We start from the raw sequence: 20597 nt of genomic DNA, 5'->3' as shown, positions 1-20597 counted from the left end.
CTCAGGCGCCCCGGGTGATCCGCAGGGTCAGCACATCGGTCCGGACCGTGATGTGCCCGTGGAACAGCGCCAACCCCTCCGCGTTGTAGCCGATCTGGGTCGCGCTGACCAGCGGATGCCCGACCGGCACCTTGAGCCGGTCGACCGCCGCCTCGTCGGCGAGCACAGCCGCGAACTCGATCTCGGCCCGGCGTACCGGCATCCCGGTCGCGCCGGCCAGGAACTCGAACATGTCCAGGTCGATGCTGACCAGGCCGGACGGGTCGAGGTCACGCTCGCCGACCCGCAGCGGCAGGTGGTCGCGGATCCAGGCCGCCGCGACGCCGTCGACGGCGAAGAGGCGGTCCACCCGCCAGACCGGTGAGCCGACGTCCAGCCCGAGGATCTTCGCGCAGTCGTCCGGACACTCGGCCCGGCTCACCGCCGCGTCCTGCAACGCCGGCCGGTGCCCGGAGGCGGTGATCCGGTCCCGCAGCGCGGTGACGTCACCGATCGACACCGGCACCCGTTCGGCCGGCTCGCTGACGAAGGTGCCGACCCCCCAGGTCCGGGTCAGTACGCCTTCGGCGGCGAGCTGCCCCAGCACCTCCCGTACGGTGGCCCGGCTGACCGCCAGCCGCTCGGCCAACTCCCGCTCGTTGGGCAGCTTGTCACCGGTCCGGAACTCGCTGCCGATCAGATCGCGCAGTTGGACCTGCGCGGTCTGTAGCGCGGTTTCGCGCCGAGCCATCAACCCTCACCTCTTCGCTCCGCCGCGCCAGCTACGGCGTACGGAGTGTAGTAGCTGGGCACCCGCCGGATCGACGTCCGAGCGGGTGCACCCGCACCACCCGACGTCGTTACCAGACCTGTTCCAGTACCCGGATGGTGTTGCCGCCGATCACCTTGGCGATCTCGTCGTCCGAGTAGTCGTGCTTGACCAGCCAGCCGACGATGTTGCCGAACGCCTCGCCCGGGTTCTCCACCCCGGAGACGTACTCGACCCGGGGGTGCTCCGGCTTGTTGCCGGAGTCGTGCCCGTAGTTGCCCGCGTACGTCTTGTGCACCCCGACGTGGTCGCCGAACATCGTGTCCGGGCCGAACGTCACGTGGTCGATGCCGACCAGGTCGACGCAGTAGGTGAAGTGGTCCATCACCGACTCCAGCGAGTGCTCCAGGTGCGCCTCGGAGAGCGTGGTGTGCGGGGCCGCCTCGATGCCGATCACGCCGCCCCGCTCGGCGCAGGCCCGGATCACCTCGTCCGGCTTCATCCGGGAGGTGTTCCAGACCGACCGGGCCCCGGCGTGGGTGATGAAGACCGGTACCCGGCTCGCCTCGATGGTGTCCAGGCAGGTCTGATCGCCGGAGTGCGAGATGTCGATGGCGATGCCGAGCTTGTTCATCCGGTCGACGGCGCGTCGGCCGAAGTGGGTCAGCCCGCCGTCCCGGGCCTCGGAGAGCCCACCGCCGAGCATGTTCGCCTGGCTGTACGCGATGCCGAGCTGCCGCACCCCGAAGCCGTACAGGATGTCGATCCGGTCGAGTTCGTTCTCGATCGGGCTGCTGCACTCCAGCCCGGCGACCAGGGCCAGCCGGCCGTCCCGCTTGGCCGCCCGGATGTCGTCGAGCGAGGTGGCCAGCGTGACGTAGTCCTGCTGGTAGAGGTCGCTCATCCGCATCCCGAGGGCGTAGATGAGGTCGTTCCACTTCCAGCCGTTCTCGCTGGTGACGCAGGAGGCGCCGGCCATGAAGTTGTCGAAGACGGCGGTCAGCCCGGACCGGGCCAGCCCCTCGTAGCCGGTCCGCTGCCGGGCGGTCCGGTTGTAGGCGCGCAGCTCGGTGACGTCCGCCGGCAGGATCACCGGGTGCTCGTGCAGGGAGATCGCGATGTGCTCGGCGAGCAGGCGCGTGACCCGCTGCCGCTGCGCGTCGGAGAGCCCGAGGTCGTGTTCGGGCACCCGACCGATCTCCGGGGCCAGCTCGAAGACCCGGTAGTCGGCGTGTGGCTCCAGGTACGAGTAGGACTTGTGGCCCTGGTACCGGGAAGCGGGTTCTTGCAGCAAGACTTTCTCCTTACGAAACGCAGACGGTGCGAGCGGCTAGGCGGCGGCCAGCGGATAGTGGCAGGCGACCGCGCGGTCGCCGCCGGCCAGCGGTGGTTCGGTGATGGCGCAGGTCTCGGTCGCCTGCCAGCAGCGGGTCCGGAACCGGCAACCGGAGGGTGGGTCGACCGGGCTGGGCGGATCGCCGGCGAGGAGGATTCGCTTCCGCTCACCCCGGCCGACCGGTTCGGGTACCGGCACCGCCGAGAGCAGCGCCTTGGTGTACGGGTGTGCCGGCGCGTCGTACAGCAACTGCTCGGGACCGCTCTCCACGAGCTTGCCGAGATACATCACCGCCACCCGGTCGGAGATGTGCCGGACCACCGACAGGTCGTGCGCGATGAAGACGTACGCCACGCCCAGTTCCCGCTGGAGCCGTTCCAGCAGGTTGACCACCTGGGCCTGCACCGAGACGTCGAGTGCGGAGACCGGCTCGTCGCAGACGATCACGTCGGGTTGCAGGGCCAGCGCCCGGGCGATGCCGATCCGCTGCCGCTGCCCGCCGGAGAACTGGTGCGGATAGCGGTCCAGGTGCACGCTCGGATCGAGCCCGACCAGGTCGAGGAGTTCCCTGATCCGGTCCAGCCGGCGCCCCCGGTCGAGCACGTCGGGGTGGATCTCGAACGGCTGGAGCAGGATCTCCCGGATCGTCCGGCGCGGGTTCAGCGAGGTGTACGGGTCCTGGAGCACGATCTGGATCCGTCGGCGCAGCGCCCGCAGGTCCCGGCCCCGGGCGGCGTGCACCACCGCGTCGCCGAAACGCACCGAGCCGGCGGTCGGCCGCTCCAGCCCGACCAGCATCCGCGCCAGGGTGCTCTTGCCGCAGCCGGACTCGCCGACGATGCCGAGGGTCTCGCCCCGGCGCAGCACGAAGGAGACCCCGTCGACGGCCTTGACCACCCCGCCGGAGGTGAACGGCAGCCGCCCCTTCACCGGAAAGTGCCGGACCAGGTCGTCGACCCGGAGCACCAGCTCGTCATCGGCTGACATGCAGCAACTCCTCCCGGTGGTGGCAGGCGCTGGCCCGACCCTCGGGCACCGGCTCCAGCGCCGGCAGCGTGGCCCGGCAGACGTCGTCGGCGCGCGGGCAGCGCAGGTGGAACGGGCAGCCGGTGGGCAGCCGGGCCGGGTTCGGCGGGGCGCCGGGGATCGCGTACAGCTCCTCGTCGCGCCGGTCGATCCGGGGCATCGAGGCGAGCAGTCCCTCGGTGTACGGGTGCGCCGGGCCGGCGAAGATCTGCCGTACGGTGGCCCGTTCGACGATCCGGCCGGCGTACATCACCGCCACGTCGTCGGCGACCTCGGCCACCACGCCCAGGTCGTGGGTGATCAGCAGCAGCGCCATTCCGCTGTCCCGCTGGATCTCCGCGATCAGCTCCATCACCTGCGCCTGCACGGTGACGTCCAGCGCCGTGGTCGGTTCGTCGGCGATCAGCACGTCCGGCTCCAGCGCGATCGCCAGCGCGATCATGATGCGTTGGCGCATCCCGCCGGAGAACTGGTGCGGATAGTCGCGTACCCGATCCTTTGCCGCCGGGATGTGCACCCGGTCGATCAGCTCGATCGCGCGGCGCCGGGCGGCGGACCGGGAGAGCCCCCGGCGGACCCGGAGCAGCTCGCCGAGCTGCTCGCCGACGGTGTAGACCGGGTTGAGCGCGGCCATCGCGTCCTGGAAGACCATGCCGATCTCCTCGCCGCTGACCCGGTCCCGCTGCTTCGGGGTCAGGGTCAGCAGCTCCCGGCCGCGCAGCCGGACCGAGCCGCTCACCCGGGCCGGCGGCGCGTCGAGGATCCCCATCACGGCCTGCGCGGTGACGCTCTTGCCGGAGCCGGACTCGCCGAGGATCGCCAGCGTCCGGCCGGACTCCAGCGCCAGCGACACCCCGTTGACCGCGCGCACCGCGCCGGCCGACCCGGCGTCGCCGCCCGGCCCGGGGAAGCTGACCCGCAGCTCCTCGACCTCCAGCAGGGCCATTACCGGATCCCGGCCGAGTCGAGGAAGTCGCGTACGGTGCGCTGGAACAGCTCCGGCTCCTCCAGTTGCGGCGAGTGCCCGGAGTGCTCGAAGACCACCAGTCGCGCGTTCGGGATCAGGTCGGCGATCACCTGCGAGGCGGCGACCGGGGTACGCCAGTCGTGCCGGCCGACGGTGACCAGGGTCGGGCAGGTGATCGAGGGGAGCCGCGGCTTCAGGTCGTAGCGCGGCATGTTCTGCCCGAACGCGGCGTTGTGGGTCCGGTAGTGGAACCGGGTGGCGGCCAGCTTCGCGGCGTCCTTCGCCGGGTCGTGCTGGTGGTCGTAGAGCGGCAGGATCGCCTTCCAGTACTCCCGGAGCTGTTCGTTGCTCTCGAAGTGCCCGGTGCCGATCCGGTCGATCGCCCACTGTGGAATCGTCGTACGGTCGGTGTTCTTCGCCTTCTCGACCGCGAGTTCGTTGTGCCCGTTGTCGGCGGCGGTGTCCCGCAGGATCAGCGCGGCGACCCGGTCCGGGTGCGCGACGGCGTACTCGAGGGAGATGAAGCCGCCGTACGAGCCGCCGGCCATCACGATCGTCTCGTAGCCGAAGTGCTCCCGGATCGCGTCCACGTCGGCGACCCACTGGGCGTGGGTGAACGGCTCGTCGTCGCTGGACTCGCCGGAGCCGCGCGCGTCGAAGACGATCACCCGGTACCGGTCGGCGAAGGGTCCGAACGACCGCTTCGGCTCGGACCGGGAGCCGAGCCCGGGCGCCCCGTGGTGCACGATCATCGCCGGTGCGTCCTCCGGGCCGAACGCCTCGACCATCAGCTCGGCACCATTGATCTTCAGTCGACCCGCGAAACTGGGCGTGCTGTCGACGGTCATCGGACCTCCTCGATGATGTTGGACGCGAGATCGCGCGGATATCCGGTGAGCCGGCGCGGCCCGGCCTCCTCGACCAGTACGGTGTCGGAGATCCGGTAGCCGGCGTGCCCGGGTACGTAGACGCCGGGCTCGCTGGAGAGCAGCATTCCGGGCTCCAGCACGGTGTCGTCGCCGTCGGCGACCCAGGGCGCCTCGTGGTTCTGCAACCCGATCCCGTGCCCCTGCCGGTGCCGGATGTACTCGCCAAGCCCGTGCCCGCGCAGCACGTCCAGGCAGATCCTGTTGACCTCGGCGCAGGTGCGGCCGGCCCGCATCGCCTGGGTGCCCACCTCCTGCGCCTCCCGGTCCGCCTCGTAGTAGCGCCGCTGTTCCGGGGTCGGCTCGCCGATGACGAAGGTGCGTTCGCTCTCCACGAACCGGCTGGCCACCGCCGCGCCGAGGGAGAGGATCAGGGTGTCGCCGGGCCGTACCCGTCGCCGGGTCGGCAGGCCGTGCGGCAGCGCCGAGTTCGGGCCGGCGTAGACCAGCCCGCCGGCCAGCTTGGTGGTGTAGACCACCAGGTCGTAGTCGGCGTACATCCGGTCGGTGCCGTACCCGATCACGTGCCGGGCGATCTCGTCCTCGCGGGGGAGTTCGGCGCCCCGCCGCAGCGCGTCGGCGATCAGCTCCCGGCCGGCGGCGAGCATCTCGTCGCAGATCCGGGCCGCCGCCTCGTGGAACGGGATCTCCTCGGGAAACTTGCGCAGCCGCAGCTTCGCCACCGCGTCGGTGGTGACCAGCGTGCTGCCGCCGAGCGCCCGGGACAGCGCCCGGTACGCCCCGATCGACAGTCCGGCGCTCACTCCGATCTGCTTCGCGCTCCGGCCGGCCAGCGCCGTGCCGAGGGTCTGCTCGGCACTCACCACGCCGGGGAACTCGAAGTAGCTCAGCGTCTCGACGCCGACGCCCTGCTGTGCGGCGTACTCCTCGTCGAGGCGGGGGATGACCAGCAGCGGGTCGCCCTGGCGGGGCATCCAGAGATAGACCGGCCGTTCGGTGGCGATGTAGAAGAACCCGGAGAGGAAGGCCACGTCGGCGGGGGAGGTGGCCAGGAACCCGTCGAGGCCGCGCGCGTCGAGCGCGTCGGCGAGCCGGGCCCGGACGGACGAGTAGAAACTGTCGGGCAGACGCACGGGGTCAGCCTCCGTTCCGGCGGGGGTCTCGGATGTCGTTGAACCGCATGCCGGCGACCGTCGCGGCGAGTACCAGCAGCAGGATGGCCAGCGACGGGAAGAGGGTCTGCCACCAGGCGATGGCGACCACGCCGCTGCGCTGGGCGTTGAGCAGGATCCGCCCCCACGACCAGGCGTCCGGGTCACCGAGGCCGAGGAAGCTCAGCCCGGCCTCGGAGATGACCGCCCGGGAGGCGGTGAGCAGCACGCTGACCACGATCAGCGGTACCACCGCCGGCATGATCTCCCGGGTGACGATCCGCCAGCCGGTGGCGCCGAGCACCCGGGCGCCGTCGATGTACGGCATCGCGCTGACCACCAGCCCCTGCGAGCGGATCAGCCGGGCCACCTCGGGCCAGGCGAAGACGCCGATGATCACGGTCAGCGTCCAGACGCTGGGGTTGACGATCGCGGCCAGCATGATCATCAGCGGTAGCGTCGGCAGCGCCAGCATCACGTCGGTGACGACGGTGCCGACCGCGTCGACCCGGCGGAAGTACGCCGAGGCGAGCCCGATCGCCGTACCCAGCACGATGGCGATCAGCGAGGCCGCCACCCCGATCAGCAGGCTGGTCCTGGTGCCCCAGACCACCTGGGCGAAGATGTCCTGCCCGAGGTCGTCGGTGCCGAACAGGTGTCCGCCGGAGGGGGACTGGAGCACGTCGGGGCTGGTCCCGCCCGGCTCGTCGGCGATCAGCGGCGCGAAGACCGCGAGCAGCACCATCACCGCCAGCACGATCGCGGCGAGCAGCCCGGACGGCTGCCGGAAGAACGTCCGCCACGCCGAGCGGGCCCCGACGGTCGGCTCCGCCGCCGCCTCCGCCTCGGTCACCAACGGCGCACTCATAGCTGTGCCTTCCTGATTCGCGACTGCGGGGCTCGCAAACCCGGCTCACTCCTCGCACTCATAGCCGGATCCGGGGGTTGAGGACCGCGTAGAGCAGGTCGGTGAGCGCGTTGGCGACCACCACGGTGATGGCGAGCATGATGAACGCTCCTTGCAGGACGGGATAGTCGCGTTGCCCGACCGCCTCGAAGATCAGCCGGCCGACGCCGGGATAGGCGAAGACGGTCTCGGTGAGCACGGCGCCGCCGACCAGGGTGCCGAGTTGCAACCCCATCAGGGTCAGCGCCGGCAGGATCGCGTTACGCAGGCCGTGCTTCCACAGTCGACGCCGGCCGGAGAGCCCCCGGGCCCGGGCCGCCCGGATGTAGTCCTCGCCGAGTACGTCGATCAGGTTGGTCCGCAGCGTCAGCGCGTACGGGCCGAGCTGCACCAGCACCAGCGACGCGACCGGCAGCACCAGGTGGTGCGCCAGGCTCAGGTAGGCGGCCGCACCCCGGGTGTCGGGGTCGATCGCCCCGCCGATCGGGAACCAGCCGAGCCGGGCGCCGAGCCAGACCAGCAGCAGCATCGCCACGCTGGGCACGAAGAGCGCGTGCCCGGCGATGCCGAAGCCCTGGAGCAGCTTGTCCGGCCAGCGGCCCCGGTGTGCCGCCGCGGAGACCCCGATCGGGATGCCGACGGCGATGGTGAGCAGGAACGCCACCCCGGCCAGCAGCAGGGTCCAGGGCAGCCGGTCGAGCAGGATGTCGGTGACCGGCTGGATCTGCCGGAACGAGATGCCGAAGTTGCCGTGCAGCAGCTCGCGCAGGTACGAGACGTACTGTTCCAGCAGCGGCCGGTCCAGCCCGTACGTCTCCAGCAGCGCCGCCCGCATCTCCGGCGTCATGTCCCCCTCGACCATCAGGGTCGTGGGGTCCCCCGGCAGCAACCGGAGCAGGAAGAACGTCGCGGTGATCGCTATCCAGACGGTCAGTACGGCCTTCAGTGCCCGGTTGAGCATGAAGCGTGCCACGTGGGGGACCCCTCCCTTCTACCTCGTCGCGCCGGTCAGCCGACCGGCTTGACCTGGGCCAGCGAGTAGGCGGTGACCATGCCGAGCAGGTCGGACGGCGAGGCCACGAAGCCGGTGAACTTGCTTGCGTTGTAGGCGAACTGGAAGTTCTCCACGTAGAGCGGCGTCAGGTACGCCTGCTCGTGCACCACCTTGTCGATGTTCTTGATCTTCGTGGCGAACGCCGCCGGGTCGGTGGTGGCCGCCGCGTCGTTGATCAGCTGGTCCATCTCCGGCGACTTGAGCAGGTTGTAGTTGATCCCGCCGGGGTTGCTGGAGAGGTAGGTGCTGCGGAGCTGGTCCATCGGGTTGTCGAAGACGCCCCACTGCGACGCGTCGATGTCGTACTCGCCGTCCTTGGTGCGGGAGAGGAAGGTGTTCCGCTCCACGCACTCGTTGGTCAGCTTGATGCCGGCCTTCGCGGCGCTCTCCCGGAAGAGCTGGACCACCCGGGTGATGTTGGCGTTCGACTGGTCGCAGGCGACGCCGAGGTCGAGGCCGTCGAAGAGCCCGTCACCGTCGCGGTCGGCGTAGCCCGCCGCCGCCAGCTTCGCCTTCGCCCCGGCCGGGTCGAACGGGTACGGCTGGATCTCGGTGTTGTCGTAGTCGGCGAAGATCGGCGAGATCGGCCCGGACATCTCCTGGGCGTCACCCTGGAGCACCGACGAGATGATCGACTTGGTGTCCACCGCCATCGACAGGGCCTGCCGGACCTCCTGCTTGGCCAGGTCCTTGTTGGTCATGTTGTAGGTCAGGTGGGCGAAGCCGAGGGCGCCGACCTTGGCCATCTTGATCTTCGAGTCGTTCGCGAAGGTCTTCGCCGCCGACGCCGGGACCGGGGTACCCATCAGGTCGATGTCGCCGTTGCGCAGCGCCAGCATCATCGTGTTGACGTCCGGGTAGAGCCGGAACTCGACCTTGCCGACCGCCGGCTTGCCGCCGGGCGCCAGTGGGTACCTGTCGTTGCGCTTCATCACGTACCGCTGGCCCTTGGTGGCGCTCTCCAGCACGAACGGCCCGGCGCCGACCCAGTCGGAGTCGTTGGCGAACTTCGACAGGTCGCCGGCACCCTCGAAGACGTGCTTCGGCACGATCGACATCCAGAACCCGACGCCCTCGGCGAACGGCGCGTACGGCTGCGAGAGGTGGAACTTCACCGTGGTCGCGTCGGGTGCCTCGATCGAGGTGACCCAGGTCAGCTTGGCGGCCACGTTGCCGAGCTTGTACTTCATGATCGACTCGGCGCTGAACTTGACGTCCTCGGCCACCACCGGCTTGCCGTCGGTCCAGGTGAAGTCGTCGCGCAGGTGGAACACGGCGGTCTTGCCGCCGTTCTCGTAGGTGTACTCCTTGGCCAGCTCCGGCGCCTTCGTGGCGTTCTCGTCGATCCGCAGCAGGTGCGGGTACATCGCGTTGAGGATCCAGGAGTCGGTCTTGCTCAGCGACTGGAGCGGGTTGAAGTTCGACACGTCGGTGGTGGTGCCGATCCGCAGCACGTCACCGCCGCCGGAGTTCTCCCCGGACGACGAGTTGTCCTCGTTGAGCCCGCACCCGGACAGGCCGAGTGCGACCGCCGCGCCGAGCGCGACCGCGACCCGCCACCGGCGGGTACGGCCGGAGAATGTCCTGCTCACCAAACCTCCCGAAGAACGCGAATGATGTTGCCGCCGATGACCTTGGCGATCTCGTCGTCGGAGTAGCCGTGCGTGACGAGCCAGCCGACGATGTTGCTGAAGCACTCGGCCGGGTTCTCCAGGCCGGAGACGTAGGGCACCCGGGGGTGGTCGACGGCGCCGTGCGCCTTGCCGATCGCCAGGTGGCCGGTGAAGCTGTCGTGCAGCCCGACGTGGTCACCGAAGTTGGTGTCCGGGCCGAACGCCACGTGGTCGATGCCGACCAGGTCGACGCAGTAGACGAAGTGGTCCATCACCGACTCGATCGAGTGGTGTGGGTGCGTCTGCGAGAGCGTGGTGTGCGGGGCGGCCTCGATGCCGATCACACCGCCGCGCTCCGCGCAGGCCCGGATCACGTCGTCCGGCTTCATCCGGGGGGTGTCCCAGACGGCGCGGGCGCCGGCGTGGGTGATGAAGACCGGTACCCGGCTCGCCTCGATCACGTCCAGCGAGGTCCGGTCGCCGGAGTGCGAGACGTCGATGGCGATGCCGAGCTTGTTCATCCGGTCGACCGCGCGCCGGCCGAAGTGGGTCAGCCCGCCGTCGCGATCCTCGGAGAGCCCCGAGCCGAGCATGTTCGCCTGGCTGTACGCGATGCCCATCTGGCGTACGGCGAAGCCGTAGAGGATGTCGATCCGGTCCAGCTCGTTCTCGATCATGGTGGCCGCCTCCAGCCCGGCCACCAGGGCGAGCTGGCCGTTCCGCTTGGCGGTGAAGATCTCTTCCAGGCTGGTCGCCACCACCACGTAGTCCTGCTTGGCGATGTCGGCGAAGCGCAGCCCGATGTCGTAGATGACGTCGTCCCACTTCCAGGCGTGCTCGCTGGTGACGCAGCCGGTGCCGTTCATGAAGTTGTCGAACACCGCGGTCATCCCGGACCGGGCCAGTCCCTCGAAGCCGAAGGAGTTGCGTCCGGTGCGGTTGTAGTCCCGCAACTGCGTCACGTCGGCCGGCAGGATCTTCGGGTGCTCGTGCAGCGAGATCGCGGTCTGCTCGCGCAGCAGCCGGGCTACCCGGTCGGCTTGCTCGTTGGTCAGGCCGAGGTCGTGCGCGGGCACCCGGCCGAGTTGTGGGGCGAGGTCGAACACCTTGAAGTCGACCTGCGGGGTCAGATAGTCGAACGACCGGTATCCCGTATAGCGGGAAGCACGTTCCTGCACTGGTCAGCTCACCTCGGAACACTCAGAGGGATGAGGATGGAGGTCTGACCTCCTGCCTTTCCGGGACCGTACGTGAACTCGCTGCGCATTGGGAAGATCTCGTAACCTGACCGTTATCTGCCGCGCCTCGTCACCGACGCGTCGGAAATCTGCTGGTAAAAGCCATGACAGGGTGGGAATCGCCCGGCGTCGACAGCGCGGCCCCAGCCGCGACCGGCCCGCCGGCGAGTCGAAGAGCGACTTTTCGGAGGTCAGACCACTGCCGATCGGACCGTCCGGCGAACCCGTTCGGTCGACCGCTGATGCGGGCCCCGACCCAAAGTTTGGGACGTTGTTGGGGGCGGTGTCGCGCCGCCCACGAGCGGGGATGGCCGAAATCGTCAGTACCGTGTCATTGCCGCCACGACCACCCGGTGGAAACGATGGACGGGTGGACGACCGCCGTATCGTTTTCGTGATCTTCCCGGGGTTCCAAGTGCTCGACCTGACCGGTCCGCACGAGGTGTTCGCGCAGGCCGAACGGCTGGCGCCGGGCTACCGGCTGGAGACCGTCGCACCGCTGCCCGGGCCGGTCACCGCCAGCGGCGGCCTCAGCGTGCCGGCGGACCTCGGCATCGACGAGTGCGTCGGGCCGATCGACACACTGGTGGTGGTCGGTGGCGCCGGCCGGGTAGAGGCGTGTGCCGACCGTCGGTTGACCGACTGGCTCCGCGCGACAGCCGGCCGGGCCCGCCGGGTGACCGCGGTGTGCAGCGGGGCGTTCCTGCTGGCCGAGGCCGGCCTGCTCGACGGCCGGCAGGCGGTCACGCACTGGGGGAGCTGCGCCGAACTGGCCCGCCGGTATCCGGCGGTGACCGTACGACCGGATCCGATCTTCGTCCGGGACGGTGCCGTCTGGACCTCCGCCGGGGTCACCGCCGGAATCGACCTCGCACTCGCCCTGGTCGAGCAGGACCGGGGGGCCGAGACATCCCGCACCATCGCCCGCCGACTGGTCATGTTCGTCCAGCGTCCCGGCGGCCAGGCCCAGTTCAGCACCCAGCTCGCCGCGCAGCGGCCGGCCCGTGGCGGGCTGCGCCAGCTCCAGGACTGGGTGGTCGAGCACCTCGCCGACGACCTCACCGTGCCCATCCTCGCCGCCCGGGTCGGAATGAGCGAGCGGCACTTCGCCCGGGTGTTCAGCGCGCAGACCGGGCAGACCCCGGCCGCGTACGTCGAGGGGGCCCGGGTCGAGGCCGCCCGTCGCCTGCTGGAAACCACCGACACCCCGCTCGGGTCGATCGCCCGGCGCTGCGGATTCGGCACCGTCGAGACGATGCACCGTCGCTTCCGGCGCACGGTCGGGGTCACCCCCGGCCGGTACCGCCAACACTTCGGCTGAGAGGACCTCCGCGATGCGTATCGTGATCCCGCTCTTCGACCGGTTCACCGCCCTCGACGCCGTCGGGCCGTACGACGTGCTCAAGTTGCTGCCCGGGGCCGAGGTGGTCTTCGCGGCGACCAGTACCGGACCGGTCCGGAACAACGTCGGCAGCCTCGCCCTGACGGCCGATGTCGCGCTGGACGACGTCGACTCCTGTGACGTACTCGTGGTGCCCGGCGGCCCCGGCGTCGACGCTCACCTGGCCGGCGGGCCACTGCCGGACTGGATCCGGCGGGTGCACGAGGGCACCCGGTGGACGACGTCGGTCTGCACCGGTTCGCTGCTGCTCGGCGCCGCCGGACTGCTGCGCGGCCGTACCGCCACCACGCACTGGCGGAGCGCGGAGCGGCTGGCCTCCTTCGGCGCGACCTACTCGGCGCGACGGGTGGTCGAGGACGGCAGACTGCTCACCGCGGCCGGGGTCTCCGCCGGAATCGACATGGCGCTCACCCTGGCCGCGCGGCTCGCCGACCGGACCACCGCCGAGGCCATCCAGCTCGCCATCGAATACGACCCACAGCCGCCGTTCGACGCCGGGTCACCGGCGAAGGCGTCCCGGGCGGTCCGGGAGCGGCACGCCAGCGGCCTGCGGGCGAGCACCCGCCCGGCATCCGCCTGAGCGCGGTCAGTCGGCGGGGAAGGGCTCCTCGTCCGGCGGGCGGAGCGTCGAGACCGGACGCTCCGGGTTGGTGGCGACCAGGCTGAGCAGGAACGCGAGATGGGTGAGCAGGCTCTCGACCGTCTCCGGCGTGAGGTGCCGCAGGTCGTACCTGGCGTGCAGTCCGAGTCGCTCACCCGGTACGACGAGCAGGTTGAGCGGGTGGTGCGACGCCGACCACCGGCCGTCGAAGCGTACGGAGAGGGTCGACGCGTCGGCCGTACCGGTGAAGAGGTCGTTGTCCATCGGGTAGGTCTCGAAGTCGAGTACGGTCTCGAAGAGCGGCATCTCGGCGGGCGGCCCGGCCCAGGACCGGAGCATTGCCGGCGGCACGTGGTCGAACGGGCGGGCCAGGGCCTGACGTGCCTGCAACCCCCGCAACCACACCCCGACCGGCTGGTCGGGTCGGATCCGGACCCGGACCGGCACCGTGTTGGCAAGCGGACCGACCAGCGTCTCGGCTCCCGGCCCGGTCGCCCGGCCGGCGACCGTCGAACCGATGACGATGTCGTCGGTGCCGGTGCGGGCGGCGAGCAGCCGGGCCCAGCAGCCCTGGACGACCGCTTCCAACGCGAGCCGCTGCTGACCGATGGTGTCGTGCAGCAGACAGGTGTCCTCGCTGGTCAGTTCGAGCGGGTATTCGTCGAACGCGTCCGCCGGATCGCCCCGCCAGTCCGGCGGATCGCTCTGCAGCGGTCCGGGTACGGGCCGGTCGGACAACTCCGCGCGCCAGAACTCCTCCGCCTCGGCGAGGTCCCGCCCGGCCGACCAGGCGACGTGGTCGCGGAACGGCGTCGGAGCGGGCAACCCGGCGTCCCGCCCCTCGACGGCCGCCCGGTATTCGGTCAGCACCTCGCGGAGCAGGATCGGCAGGCTCCAGCCGTCGACGACCAGGTGGTGGGCCGTCCAGACCAGCAGGTGCTCGGTCTCGGAGACGCGGAGCAGGGCGAACCGGCACAGCGGCGGCACGTCCAGCACGAAGTCGCGGAGCCGGTCGGCGGCGAGGAGCTCGGCGAGTCCGCGTCGACGCTGGCACGCCCGGATGGTCCGCAGGTCGTCGAGGTGCCACTCGGCCGGCGCCGCCGCCGCGACGACCTGGACGTGGTCCCCGTCGTCGCCCCGGACGAACCCGGTGCGCAGCACCTCGTGGCGGTTGATCACCCGGTCCCAGGCCTGCTGGAACTCGGCGACCCGCAGCCGACCACGGATGACGAGGCGTACCTGCTGGAGGTCGCGGGCCGGGTCCGCCTCGTCCGAGACCGGGCGGAGGAGGTCGCGCTGGACCGGCGAGAGGGGGTAGCTGCCCCGTAGGTCGACCGAACTGGTCATCCCGTCACCTCCTGAGGTCGGGTGGACATGGCCGGAGAGCCGGGGACGACCAGCGGGCCCGGCGCGGTGGACACCCGGGACGCGAGAAGAACTGAGAGGCTCATCTGGGCAGTGACAACTCCCTGTTCGCGCACCTGCCGGTACGAGGGCGACGCCGGACGCAAACATGGAGATCCATGATTCGACGCCGAGTGTCGCCGACGTTACCAGGGGTGGTGCAGCGCTGTCTCCCCGCCACGCACCGGATCGGTGTCGAGCCTTTTTCGCCGGAAATGTCATCGCTCGCCGTTCCGCTGTGCGGAACGCCGCTGCCCACGGGCCAGCCCCACTGTCCACTGTGTGAGACGGCCGCGCCGGCCCGCCGCTGAGTTCGCGGGCCCGGTCGACCCCGGGACCTCCGGCGGGCGGCGACCGGGGCAGCCACCCGGCCGGTGACGACGCGCCGTCAGGCCGCCCCGGACTCGTCCACGTCGCGCCGCAGCAGGTCGTCCGGGGACTCCCGGCGAACCAGGGTGCTGATCCGTCCCTCCCGCACCACCAGCAGCGGCGGGCGCCCGACCAGGTGGTAGTTGGACGCCCGCGAGTGGTGGTACGCCCCCGAGCCCGCCACCGCCAGCAGGTCGCCCGGCCGGACGTCGGAGGGCAGGGTCAACCCGGGCACGACGACGTCGTCACTGTCGTTGTGCCGGCCGACCACCGTGGTCCGCACCGGATCGGCGCAGGTGGTACGCCCGAACAGCACCGCACTGTGCCGCCCGCCGCAGAGCGCGCCGGGCGGACAGTCCGTCATCCCGCCGTCGACGGCGACCAGGTGCCGGCCGTCCGGCCCCCGGTTGACCGACACCACGCGGTAGAGGGTGATCCCGGCCCGGGACACGATGGCCCGGCCGGGGGAGACCGTCAGGGCCGGCGTGGGCAGGTCGTGCCGGTCGGCGGCGAGCCGGAGTACCGCCCGGATCCGGTTGGCGAACGCGGCGAGGGCGAGGCTGGGGTCGGCGCCGGAGTAGGCGACCGCGTGCCCGCCACCGAGGTTCAACTCGGTCGCCACGACGCCGTACCGGGCACGCATGGCGGCGAGGAACTCCATGACCTCGCGTACCTCGCGCTCGTAGACGCTGAACCGGCTGAGCTGGTGGCCGACCGAGCAGTCCACTCCGACCAGTCGCAGCCGGGGCTGGGCGACGATCCGGGCCACCGCCCCGGCCGCCTCGCCGGAGCCGATCCGCAGCCCGAACCGGCAGTCCGCACCGTCGGCCGTCCCGGTGTCACCGAGCACCCGGAGCAGCACGCGCTGGCCGGGCGGAGCGGTCGCCGCGAGCCGGGTGATCTCGCCGAGCGACTCGACCACGATCGTGCCGACCCGGCCGGCGTACGCGGCATCGAGGTCCTCGGGGGTCTTCGCGCTGCCGTACATCACGATCCGGTCGGCGGGGAACCCGGCGGCCAGCGCGACGCGCAGTTCACCCGCGGAGCCGACGTAGAGCCGCAGCCCCTCCTCGGCGAGCCGGCGGGCGACACCCCGGCTGAGCAGGGCCTTTCCGGTGTACGCGACGCGACCCTCGCCGAACGCCGCGAGGTAGTCCCGGCAGCGCTGTCGCAGGTCCGCCTCGTCGAGTACGTAGGTCGGGGTGCCGTGGGCGGCCGCCACCGAGGTCATGGAGACCCCGCCCACCCGGAGGTCGCCGTGCTCGGCCCAGGCGGCGGTCGTCGGCCAGAACTCGGTCAGCGGGGTGCGCAGCGAGGAACGCAGCGACGGGATGATGTCCGAGAGCGTCATCGCGCCGCCCCGCCGTTGCGGCACGGCGTCCGGCCTGCCGGGTCAGGCTCGGCGCCAACGTCAGCGGGGACAGGTCGACCACCCCGACGACCAGGTGGGTGACGGTGCTCGCCGCCCCGCCCCGGGTACGCATCGCGGTGACCAGCCGATCCAGGTCGGGCAGGCTCGGGCAGTCGACCCTGACCACCAGATCGATGTCGCCGACGACGTGCCAGGCGGCCTCGACCTGCGGTTCGGCGGCGAGGAACCGCCGGAAGGGTGCCGGGTCGGGTCCGGACAGCCGGACGAGGACCAGGGCGTGGATCGCGGGCGGCGACTCCGCTTCGTCAGTTGTCACGGCACCGACGGTGGCGCGCGGGACGAGGCACCGCCAGCCGCGTTGACGCGCCGCATACGGCCCGGCCCGGTTTCCGCACGCCGCGGATACGCCCGGGTCCGGCTCGGCCCGGTTTCCGCACGCCGCGGATACGCCCGGGTCCGGCTCGGCCCGCCGGGGAGGTCCCGGTCCACGGGTACGGCGAGTTGACGGGGGTGCTCGGCGACGCCTGGCGGTCCCCGTGCCGGTGATCGGCGGCGCGGCCCTGCTCGGCGCGGGATGCCGTGCGGTCCGGTCGGCCGCCCTAGCGGGCCCGGTCCGGCGAGCCGGCGAGATACTCCGACCAGGTGATCCGCCCCCGGTCGCCGGTCCGGGAGACCAGCGCGCCCGCCCGGAAGGCGCGGCCGAGCCGACCCGGCACCGGCAGCCGGAGCAGCCGACGCCGGAGCTGCCGCGCCGCCAGCCAGTCCCGGGCGAGCGTGCCGGCGTCCAGTACCGCCGGCCCGCCGAACTCCTCGGTCGCCCCGCCGGGTGCGGCGGTCACCCGCCAGCGCAGGTGCGCGGCGACGTCGGCGACGTCGACCGGCTGCGCGGTGATTCCCGGATCGAGGGGCAGCACCGGCAGTCGGGCCAGCCGGCCCATCGCCTCGGCCAGGAACTCGTGGAACTGGGTGACCCGGAGCACCGTCCACGGCACCGGGCCGGCCGCGACCGCCGCCTCCGCCTCGATCTTGATCCGGAAGTACGGCCAGGGCACCCGGTCGGCGCCGACGATCGACAGGTACACCAGGTGCCGTACCCCGGCCCGGCCGGCGGCCTCGACCAGCCGACGGGTGCCGGTCACGTCGACCTGACGGGTGTAACCGCCCTGGTAGGGCGCGGACGCCAGGTGGACCACGGTGTCGACGCCGTCGACCGCCGCCGGTAGCCCCTCCCCGGTGGCCAGGTCGAGCCGGACCCGGCGCACCCGGCCGCCCTCCTCCGCCGGCCGGTCCGGGGCGGGTTTCCCGGTCGGCTCCGGAGTCCGGCTGGCGGCCCGCACGGTGTGCCCGGCCCGGGCCAGTTCCGGGGTGAGTACCTGGCCGAGCCGCCCGGTCGCCCCGGTGATCAGGATGTCCATCGTCCCTCCGTCTGTCGTCGGACCGGGCCGAGGCCGGACCGACGGGTCGGCGGCCGGGGCACGGTGGCATCGCAAGGACGGGGCAGGGCCGGCCGTTGTGACCGGGAGCGGACGCGGCCGTGAGGTTGCCGACACGCCGACACGACATCTTGGGGTATGACTTTCGGGCCAACCCTATATATGGTGTTGATCGCAGCTGGTTCGAGCGCCGCCCGGCGGTCGAGGCAAGAGGGAACCCGGTGGGAGTCCGGGACTGCCCCGCAGCGGTGAGTGGAAACGACCGCCGTCATCACGCACTGGGTCGTCCGGCCCCACAGCCGGATCCGCCTGGGAAGCGACGGCCAGTAGGCGAACCCGGGTACGCCCGTGGCCCGTCCACGAGTCCGAAGACCTGCCAGCGCGCCGCGTACGAGCCCGTACGCGGCGGTCCGAGGCCGCGCGGGACGGCCGACGCCACCGACGCACGTCGACGCGTGCCCGTCGGCGTCCCCGCGCGGCTTCCTGACGGACCGGAGGAGTCGAGTGCGAGGAGAGAGCTGTGACGGTCACCGAGGCCACGCCGAACGGGTCGGCGGCGGGAGACGGCGAACGGTCGACGACACGGGGAACCGCCCACCGGCCTGACTGGCGCGCCGGCCCGCCGCCGCTCGTCGAGCATGGAGGCGTTCGCGGTGGCCAGCCCGGTCAGGTCGGTCCGAGCGGCGGCGGCGCGACCGGACCGGCCGACGTCGACACGATCGCCCGCGCGGTGCGCCGCCAGGCCGACGACCTCCCCGACGTCGACCCGGTGCGGCTGGCGACCCGGGTGGTCAACGGCCTGCCCGAGGGGGCCAACGCCGCCGAGCTGCACCGGCTCTGCGTGCAGACCGCGGCCGAGCTGATCGGGGAGGAGCCGCAGTACTCCCGGTTGGCCGCCCGGCTGCTCGCCGGCTACCTCGAACAGGAGGTCCGGGGACAGGGCGTCGAATCGTTCAGCGAGTCGATCCGGCTCGGCCACCGGCACGGCCTGATCGGCGACGAGACGGCCGAGTTCGTCCGGACGTACGCCCGCGAGCTGGACGACGCCGTCGACCCGGCCGCCGACCGGCGCTTCGAGTACTTCGGGCTGCGTACGGTCTACGACCGCTACCTGCTGCGGCACCCGGTCGACCGGCTGGTGCTGGAGACCCCGCAGTACTGGCTGCTCCGGGTCGCATGTGGACTGTCCCGTACCCCGGACGAGGCGGTCGGCTTCTACCGGCTGATGGCGTCGCTGGCCTATCTGCCCAGCTCGCCGACGCTGTTCAACTCGGGCACCCGGCACACCCAGATGTCCTCCTGCTATCTGGTCGACTCGCCCCGCGACGAACTCGACTCGATCTACGACCGGTACGCCCAGGTGGCGCGGCTGTCCAAGTTCGCCGGTGGGATCGGCATCGCCTGGTCCCGGGTCCGCTCCCGGGGCGCGTTGATCCGGGGCACCAACGGCGCCTCCAACGGGATCGTCCCGTTCCTGCGTACCCTCGACTCGTCGGTGGCGGCGGTCAACCAGGGCGGCCGGCGCAAGGGCGCGGCCTGCGTCTATCTCGAACCGTGGCACCCGGACGTCGAGGAGTTCCTGCAACTGCGGGACAACACCGGCGAGGAGGCCCGGCGGACCCACAACCTGAACCTGGCCAACTGGATCCCGGACGAGTTCATGCGGCGGGTCGAGGCGGACGAGGTCTGGTCGCTCTTCGACCCGGACGAGGTGCCGGAGCTGCCCGACCTGTGGGGGGCGGAGTTCGACGCGGCGTACCGGGCCGCCGAGGAGCAGGGCCGCTACGTCCGGCAGGTCCGGGCCCGGGACCTCTACGGCCGGATGATGCGCACACTGGCCCAAACCGGCAACGGCTGGATGACCTTCAAGGACACCTCGAACCGGCTCTGCAACCAGACCGCCGAGCCGGGCAACGTGGTGCACCTCTCCAACCTCTGCACCGAGATCGTCGAGGTCTCCGGCGACACCGAGACCGCCGTCTGCAACCTCGGCTCGGTCAACCTGGCCGCGCACCTGGTCGCCGGCCCGGCCGACCCGGGCGGCGCGTCCGCCGCCGAGGACCGGATCGACTGGGTACGGCTGCGCGAGACCGTCCGGACGGCCGTGACCTTCCTGGACCGGGTGATCGACATCAACTACTACCCGAGCCGGGAGGCGGCGGCGAGCAATCCGCGCTGGCGACCCGTCGGACTCGGGGTGATGGGGTTGCAGGACGTCTTCTTCGCGCTGCGGCTGCCGTTCGACTCGCCGGCCGCGAAGGAACTCTCCACCCGGCTCGCCGAGGAGATCTACCTGACCGCGCTGGAGACCTCGGCCGGGCTGGCCGAGCGGTTCGGCGCCCATCCGGCGTACCCGCGGACCCGGGCGGCGGCCGGGCAGCTCCACCCCGACCTCTGGGGCGTGACCGGCCGCCAGACCGGGCGCTGGGCCGCACTGCGGGAGCGGATCTCGGCGTACGGGCTGCGCAACTCGCTGCTGGTCGCGATCGCCCCGACCGCCACCATCGCCTCCATCGCCGGCTGCTACGAGTGCATCGAGCCGCAGGTCTCGAACCTGTTCAAACGGGAGACGCTGAGCGGGGAGTTCCTCCAGGTCAACACGGCCCTGGTGGCGGAGCTGAAGGCGCGCGGGCTCTGGACCGAGCGGATCCGGGCCGCGATCAAGCGGGCGGACGGTTCGGTGCAGGGCATCGAGGAGTTGCCGGCGCGGCTGCGCGAGGTGTTCCGTACCGCCTGGGAGCTGCCGCAGCGGGCGCTGATCGACCTGGCCGCCGCCCGGGCGCCCTACGTCGACCAGTCCCAGTCGCTGAACCTCTTCATGGCCGCGCCGGACATCGGCCGGCTCAGCTCGATGTACCTGTACGCCTGGAAATCCGGACTGAAGACGACCTACTACCTCCGGTCCCGCCCCGCCACCCGGATCCAGCAGGCGACGGTGGCGGTACCGCCGGGGGCCCGACCCGCGCTGCCCGCCGCGACGCTGGCCGCCGTGACGCTGCCCCGCGCGGACCCGCCGGACGCGGCGCTGGCCTGCTCGCTGGAGAACCCCGAGTCCTGCGACGCCTGCCAGTGACCCGAGTCCTGCCACG

Annotated in this window: 16 protein-coding genes, 1 pseudogene and 1 riboswitch; of the genes and pseudogenes, 3 read left to right on the top strand and 14 right to left on the bottom strand. The window is 71.6% G+C overall.

The window, feature by feature from the left end; all coding sequences use genetic code 11:
- Position 1: 1 nt before the first annotated feature.
- The 10 genes from C6W10_RS03915 to C6W10_RS03870 all read right to left on the bottom strand — a co-directional run bounded on the left by C6W10_RS03915 (position 2) and on the right by C6W10_RS03870 (position 10867).
- On the bottom strand, positions 2-730 hold the full coding sequence (locus C6W10_RS03915; RefSeq protein ID WP_107256601.1) for a GntR family transcriptional regulator: 729 nt from the start codon (positions 728-730) through the stop codon (positions 2-4).
- A 109-nt stretch (positions 731-839) separates the two neighbouring features.
- Positions 840-2042, bottom strand: coding sequence for a dipeptidase (locus tag C6W10_RS03910; RefSeq protein WP_199853852.1), 1203 nt, complete (start codon positions 2040-2042; stop codon positions 840-842).
- A gap of 36 nt (positions 2043-2078) precedes the next feature.
- Positions 2079-3071, bottom strand: a complete 993-nt coding sequence (locus C6W10_RS03905) for an ABC transporter ATP-binding protein (RefSeq protein ID WP_107256599.1) — start codon at positions 3069-3071, stop codon at positions 2079-2081.
- Positions 3058-4056 carry an ABC transporter ATP-binding protein gene (locus C6W10_RS03900; protein ID WP_107256597.1) on the bottom strand — a complete coding sequence of 333 codons (999 nt, stop codon included), beginning with the start codon at positions 4054-4056 and terminating at the stop codon, positions 3058-3060. Before C6W10_RS03900 ends, C6W10_RS03905 begins: the two co-directional genes overlap by 14 nt.
- Entirely contained in the window at positions 4056-4925 is an 870-nt protein-coding gene (locus C6W10_RS03895) for an alpha/beta fold hydrolase (protein ID WP_234361603.1), read from the bottom strand. The genes C6W10_RS03900 and C6W10_RS03895 overlap by 1 nt, the downstream gene beginning before the upstream one ends.
- The gene (locus C6W10_RS03890; RefSeq protein WP_107256595.1) at positions 4922-6097 is read right to left on the bottom strand and encodes a Xaa-Pro peptidase family protein; all 1176 of its coding nucleotides are present in this window, start codon (positions 6095-6097) and stop codon (positions 4922-4924) included. The genes C6W10_RS03895 and C6W10_RS03890 overlap by 4 nt, the downstream gene beginning before the upstream one ends.
- A 4-nt stretch (positions 6098-6101) precedes the next feature.
- A complete protein-coding gene (locus C6W10_RS03885; protein WP_107256593.1) occupies positions 6102-6983 on the bottom strand; it encodes an ABC transporter permease in 882 nt (293 codons plus the stop codon).
- Between the two features lie 58 nt (positions 6984-7041).
- Entirely contained in the window at positions 7042-7995 is a 954-nt protein-coding gene (locus C6W10_RS03880) for an ABC transporter permease (protein WP_107256591.1), read from the bottom strand.
- A 35-nt stretch (positions 7996-8030) separates the two neighbouring features.
- Entirely contained in the window at positions 8031-9668 is a 1638-nt protein-coding gene (locus tag C6W10_RS03875; RefSeq protein WP_107256589.1) for an ABC transporter substrate-binding protein, read from the bottom strand.
- Entirely contained in the window at positions 9665-10867 is a 1203-nt protein-coding gene (locus tag C6W10_RS03870) for a dipeptidase (RefSeq protein WP_107256587.1), read from the bottom strand. The genes C6W10_RS03875 and C6W10_RS03870 overlap by 4 nt, the downstream gene beginning before the upstream one ends.
- Before the next feature lie 430 nt (positions 10868-11297).
- Between C6W10_RS03870 and C6W10_RS03865 the strand changes: the two genes are divergently transcribed.
- Positions 11298-12248: a GlxA family transcriptional regulator gene (locus C6W10_RS03865; protein WP_234361602.1), complete on the top strand. Its 951-nt coding sequence runs from the start codon at positions 11298-11300 to the stop codon at positions 12246-12248.
- 13 nt (positions 12249-12261) lie between these two features.
- On the top strand, positions 12262-12909 hold the full coding sequence (locus C6W10_RS03860; RefSeq protein WP_107256584.1) for a DJ-1/PfpI family protein: 648 nt from the start codon (positions 12262-12264) through the stop codon (positions 12907-12909).
- Between the two features lie 6 nt (positions 12910-12915).
- Here C6W10_RS03860 and C6W10_RS03855 read toward each other — a convergent pair whose 3' ends face one another.
- The 4 genes and pseudogenes from C6W10_RS03855 to C6W10_RS03840 form a co-directional block, all read right to left on the bottom strand.
- The gene (locus tag C6W10_RS03855; protein ID WP_159104454.1) at positions 12916-14277 is read right to left on the bottom strand and encodes a condensation domain-containing protein; all 1362 of its coding nucleotides are present in this window, start codon (positions 14275-14277) and stop codon (positions 12916-12918) included.
- Between the two features lie 445 nt (positions 14278-14722).
- Positions 14723-16054 carry a diaminopimelate decarboxylase gene (locus C6W10_RS03850; RefSeq protein WP_107256580.1) on the bottom strand — a complete coding sequence of 444 codons (1332 nt, stop codon included), beginning with the start codon at positions 16052-16054 and terminating at the stop codon, positions 14723-14725.
- Positions 16055-16151: 97 nt separating this feature from the next.
- Positions 16152-16391: pseudogene (locus tag C6W10_RS39600) on the bottom strand (Lrp/AsnC ligand binding domain-containing protein); the annotation flags it as partial.
- Between the two features lie 283 nt (positions 16392-16674).
- A complete protein-coding gene (locus tag C6W10_RS03840) occupies positions 16675-17490 on the bottom strand; it encodes an SDR family oxidoreductase (RefSeq protein WP_107256578.1) in 816 nt (271 codons plus the stop codon).
- Positions 17491-17670: 180 nt separating this feature from the next.
- A riboswitch (cobalamin riboswitch) is annotated at positions 17671-17904 on the top strand.
- Between the two features lie 124 nt (positions 17905-18028).
- Between C6W10_RS03840 and C6W10_RS03835 the strand changes: the two genes are divergently transcribed.
- Entirely contained in the window at positions 18029-20581 is a 2553-nt protein-coding gene (locus tag C6W10_RS03835) for a ribonucleoside-diphosphate reductase subunit alpha (RefSeq protein WP_107256576.1), read from the top strand.
- Positions 20582-20597: the final 16 nt, after the last annotated feature.

Origin of the sequence: Plantactinospora sp. BB1 (assembly GCF_003030385.1) — a bacterium.
In the GTDB taxonomy this organism is placed as follows: Bacteria; Actinomycetota; Actinomycetes; order Mycobacteriales; family Micromonosporaceae; genus Plantactinospora.
The sequence above is the reverse complement of the archived record's forward strand: the minus strand, read 5'-3'. Positions and strand labels throughout refer to the sequence as shown.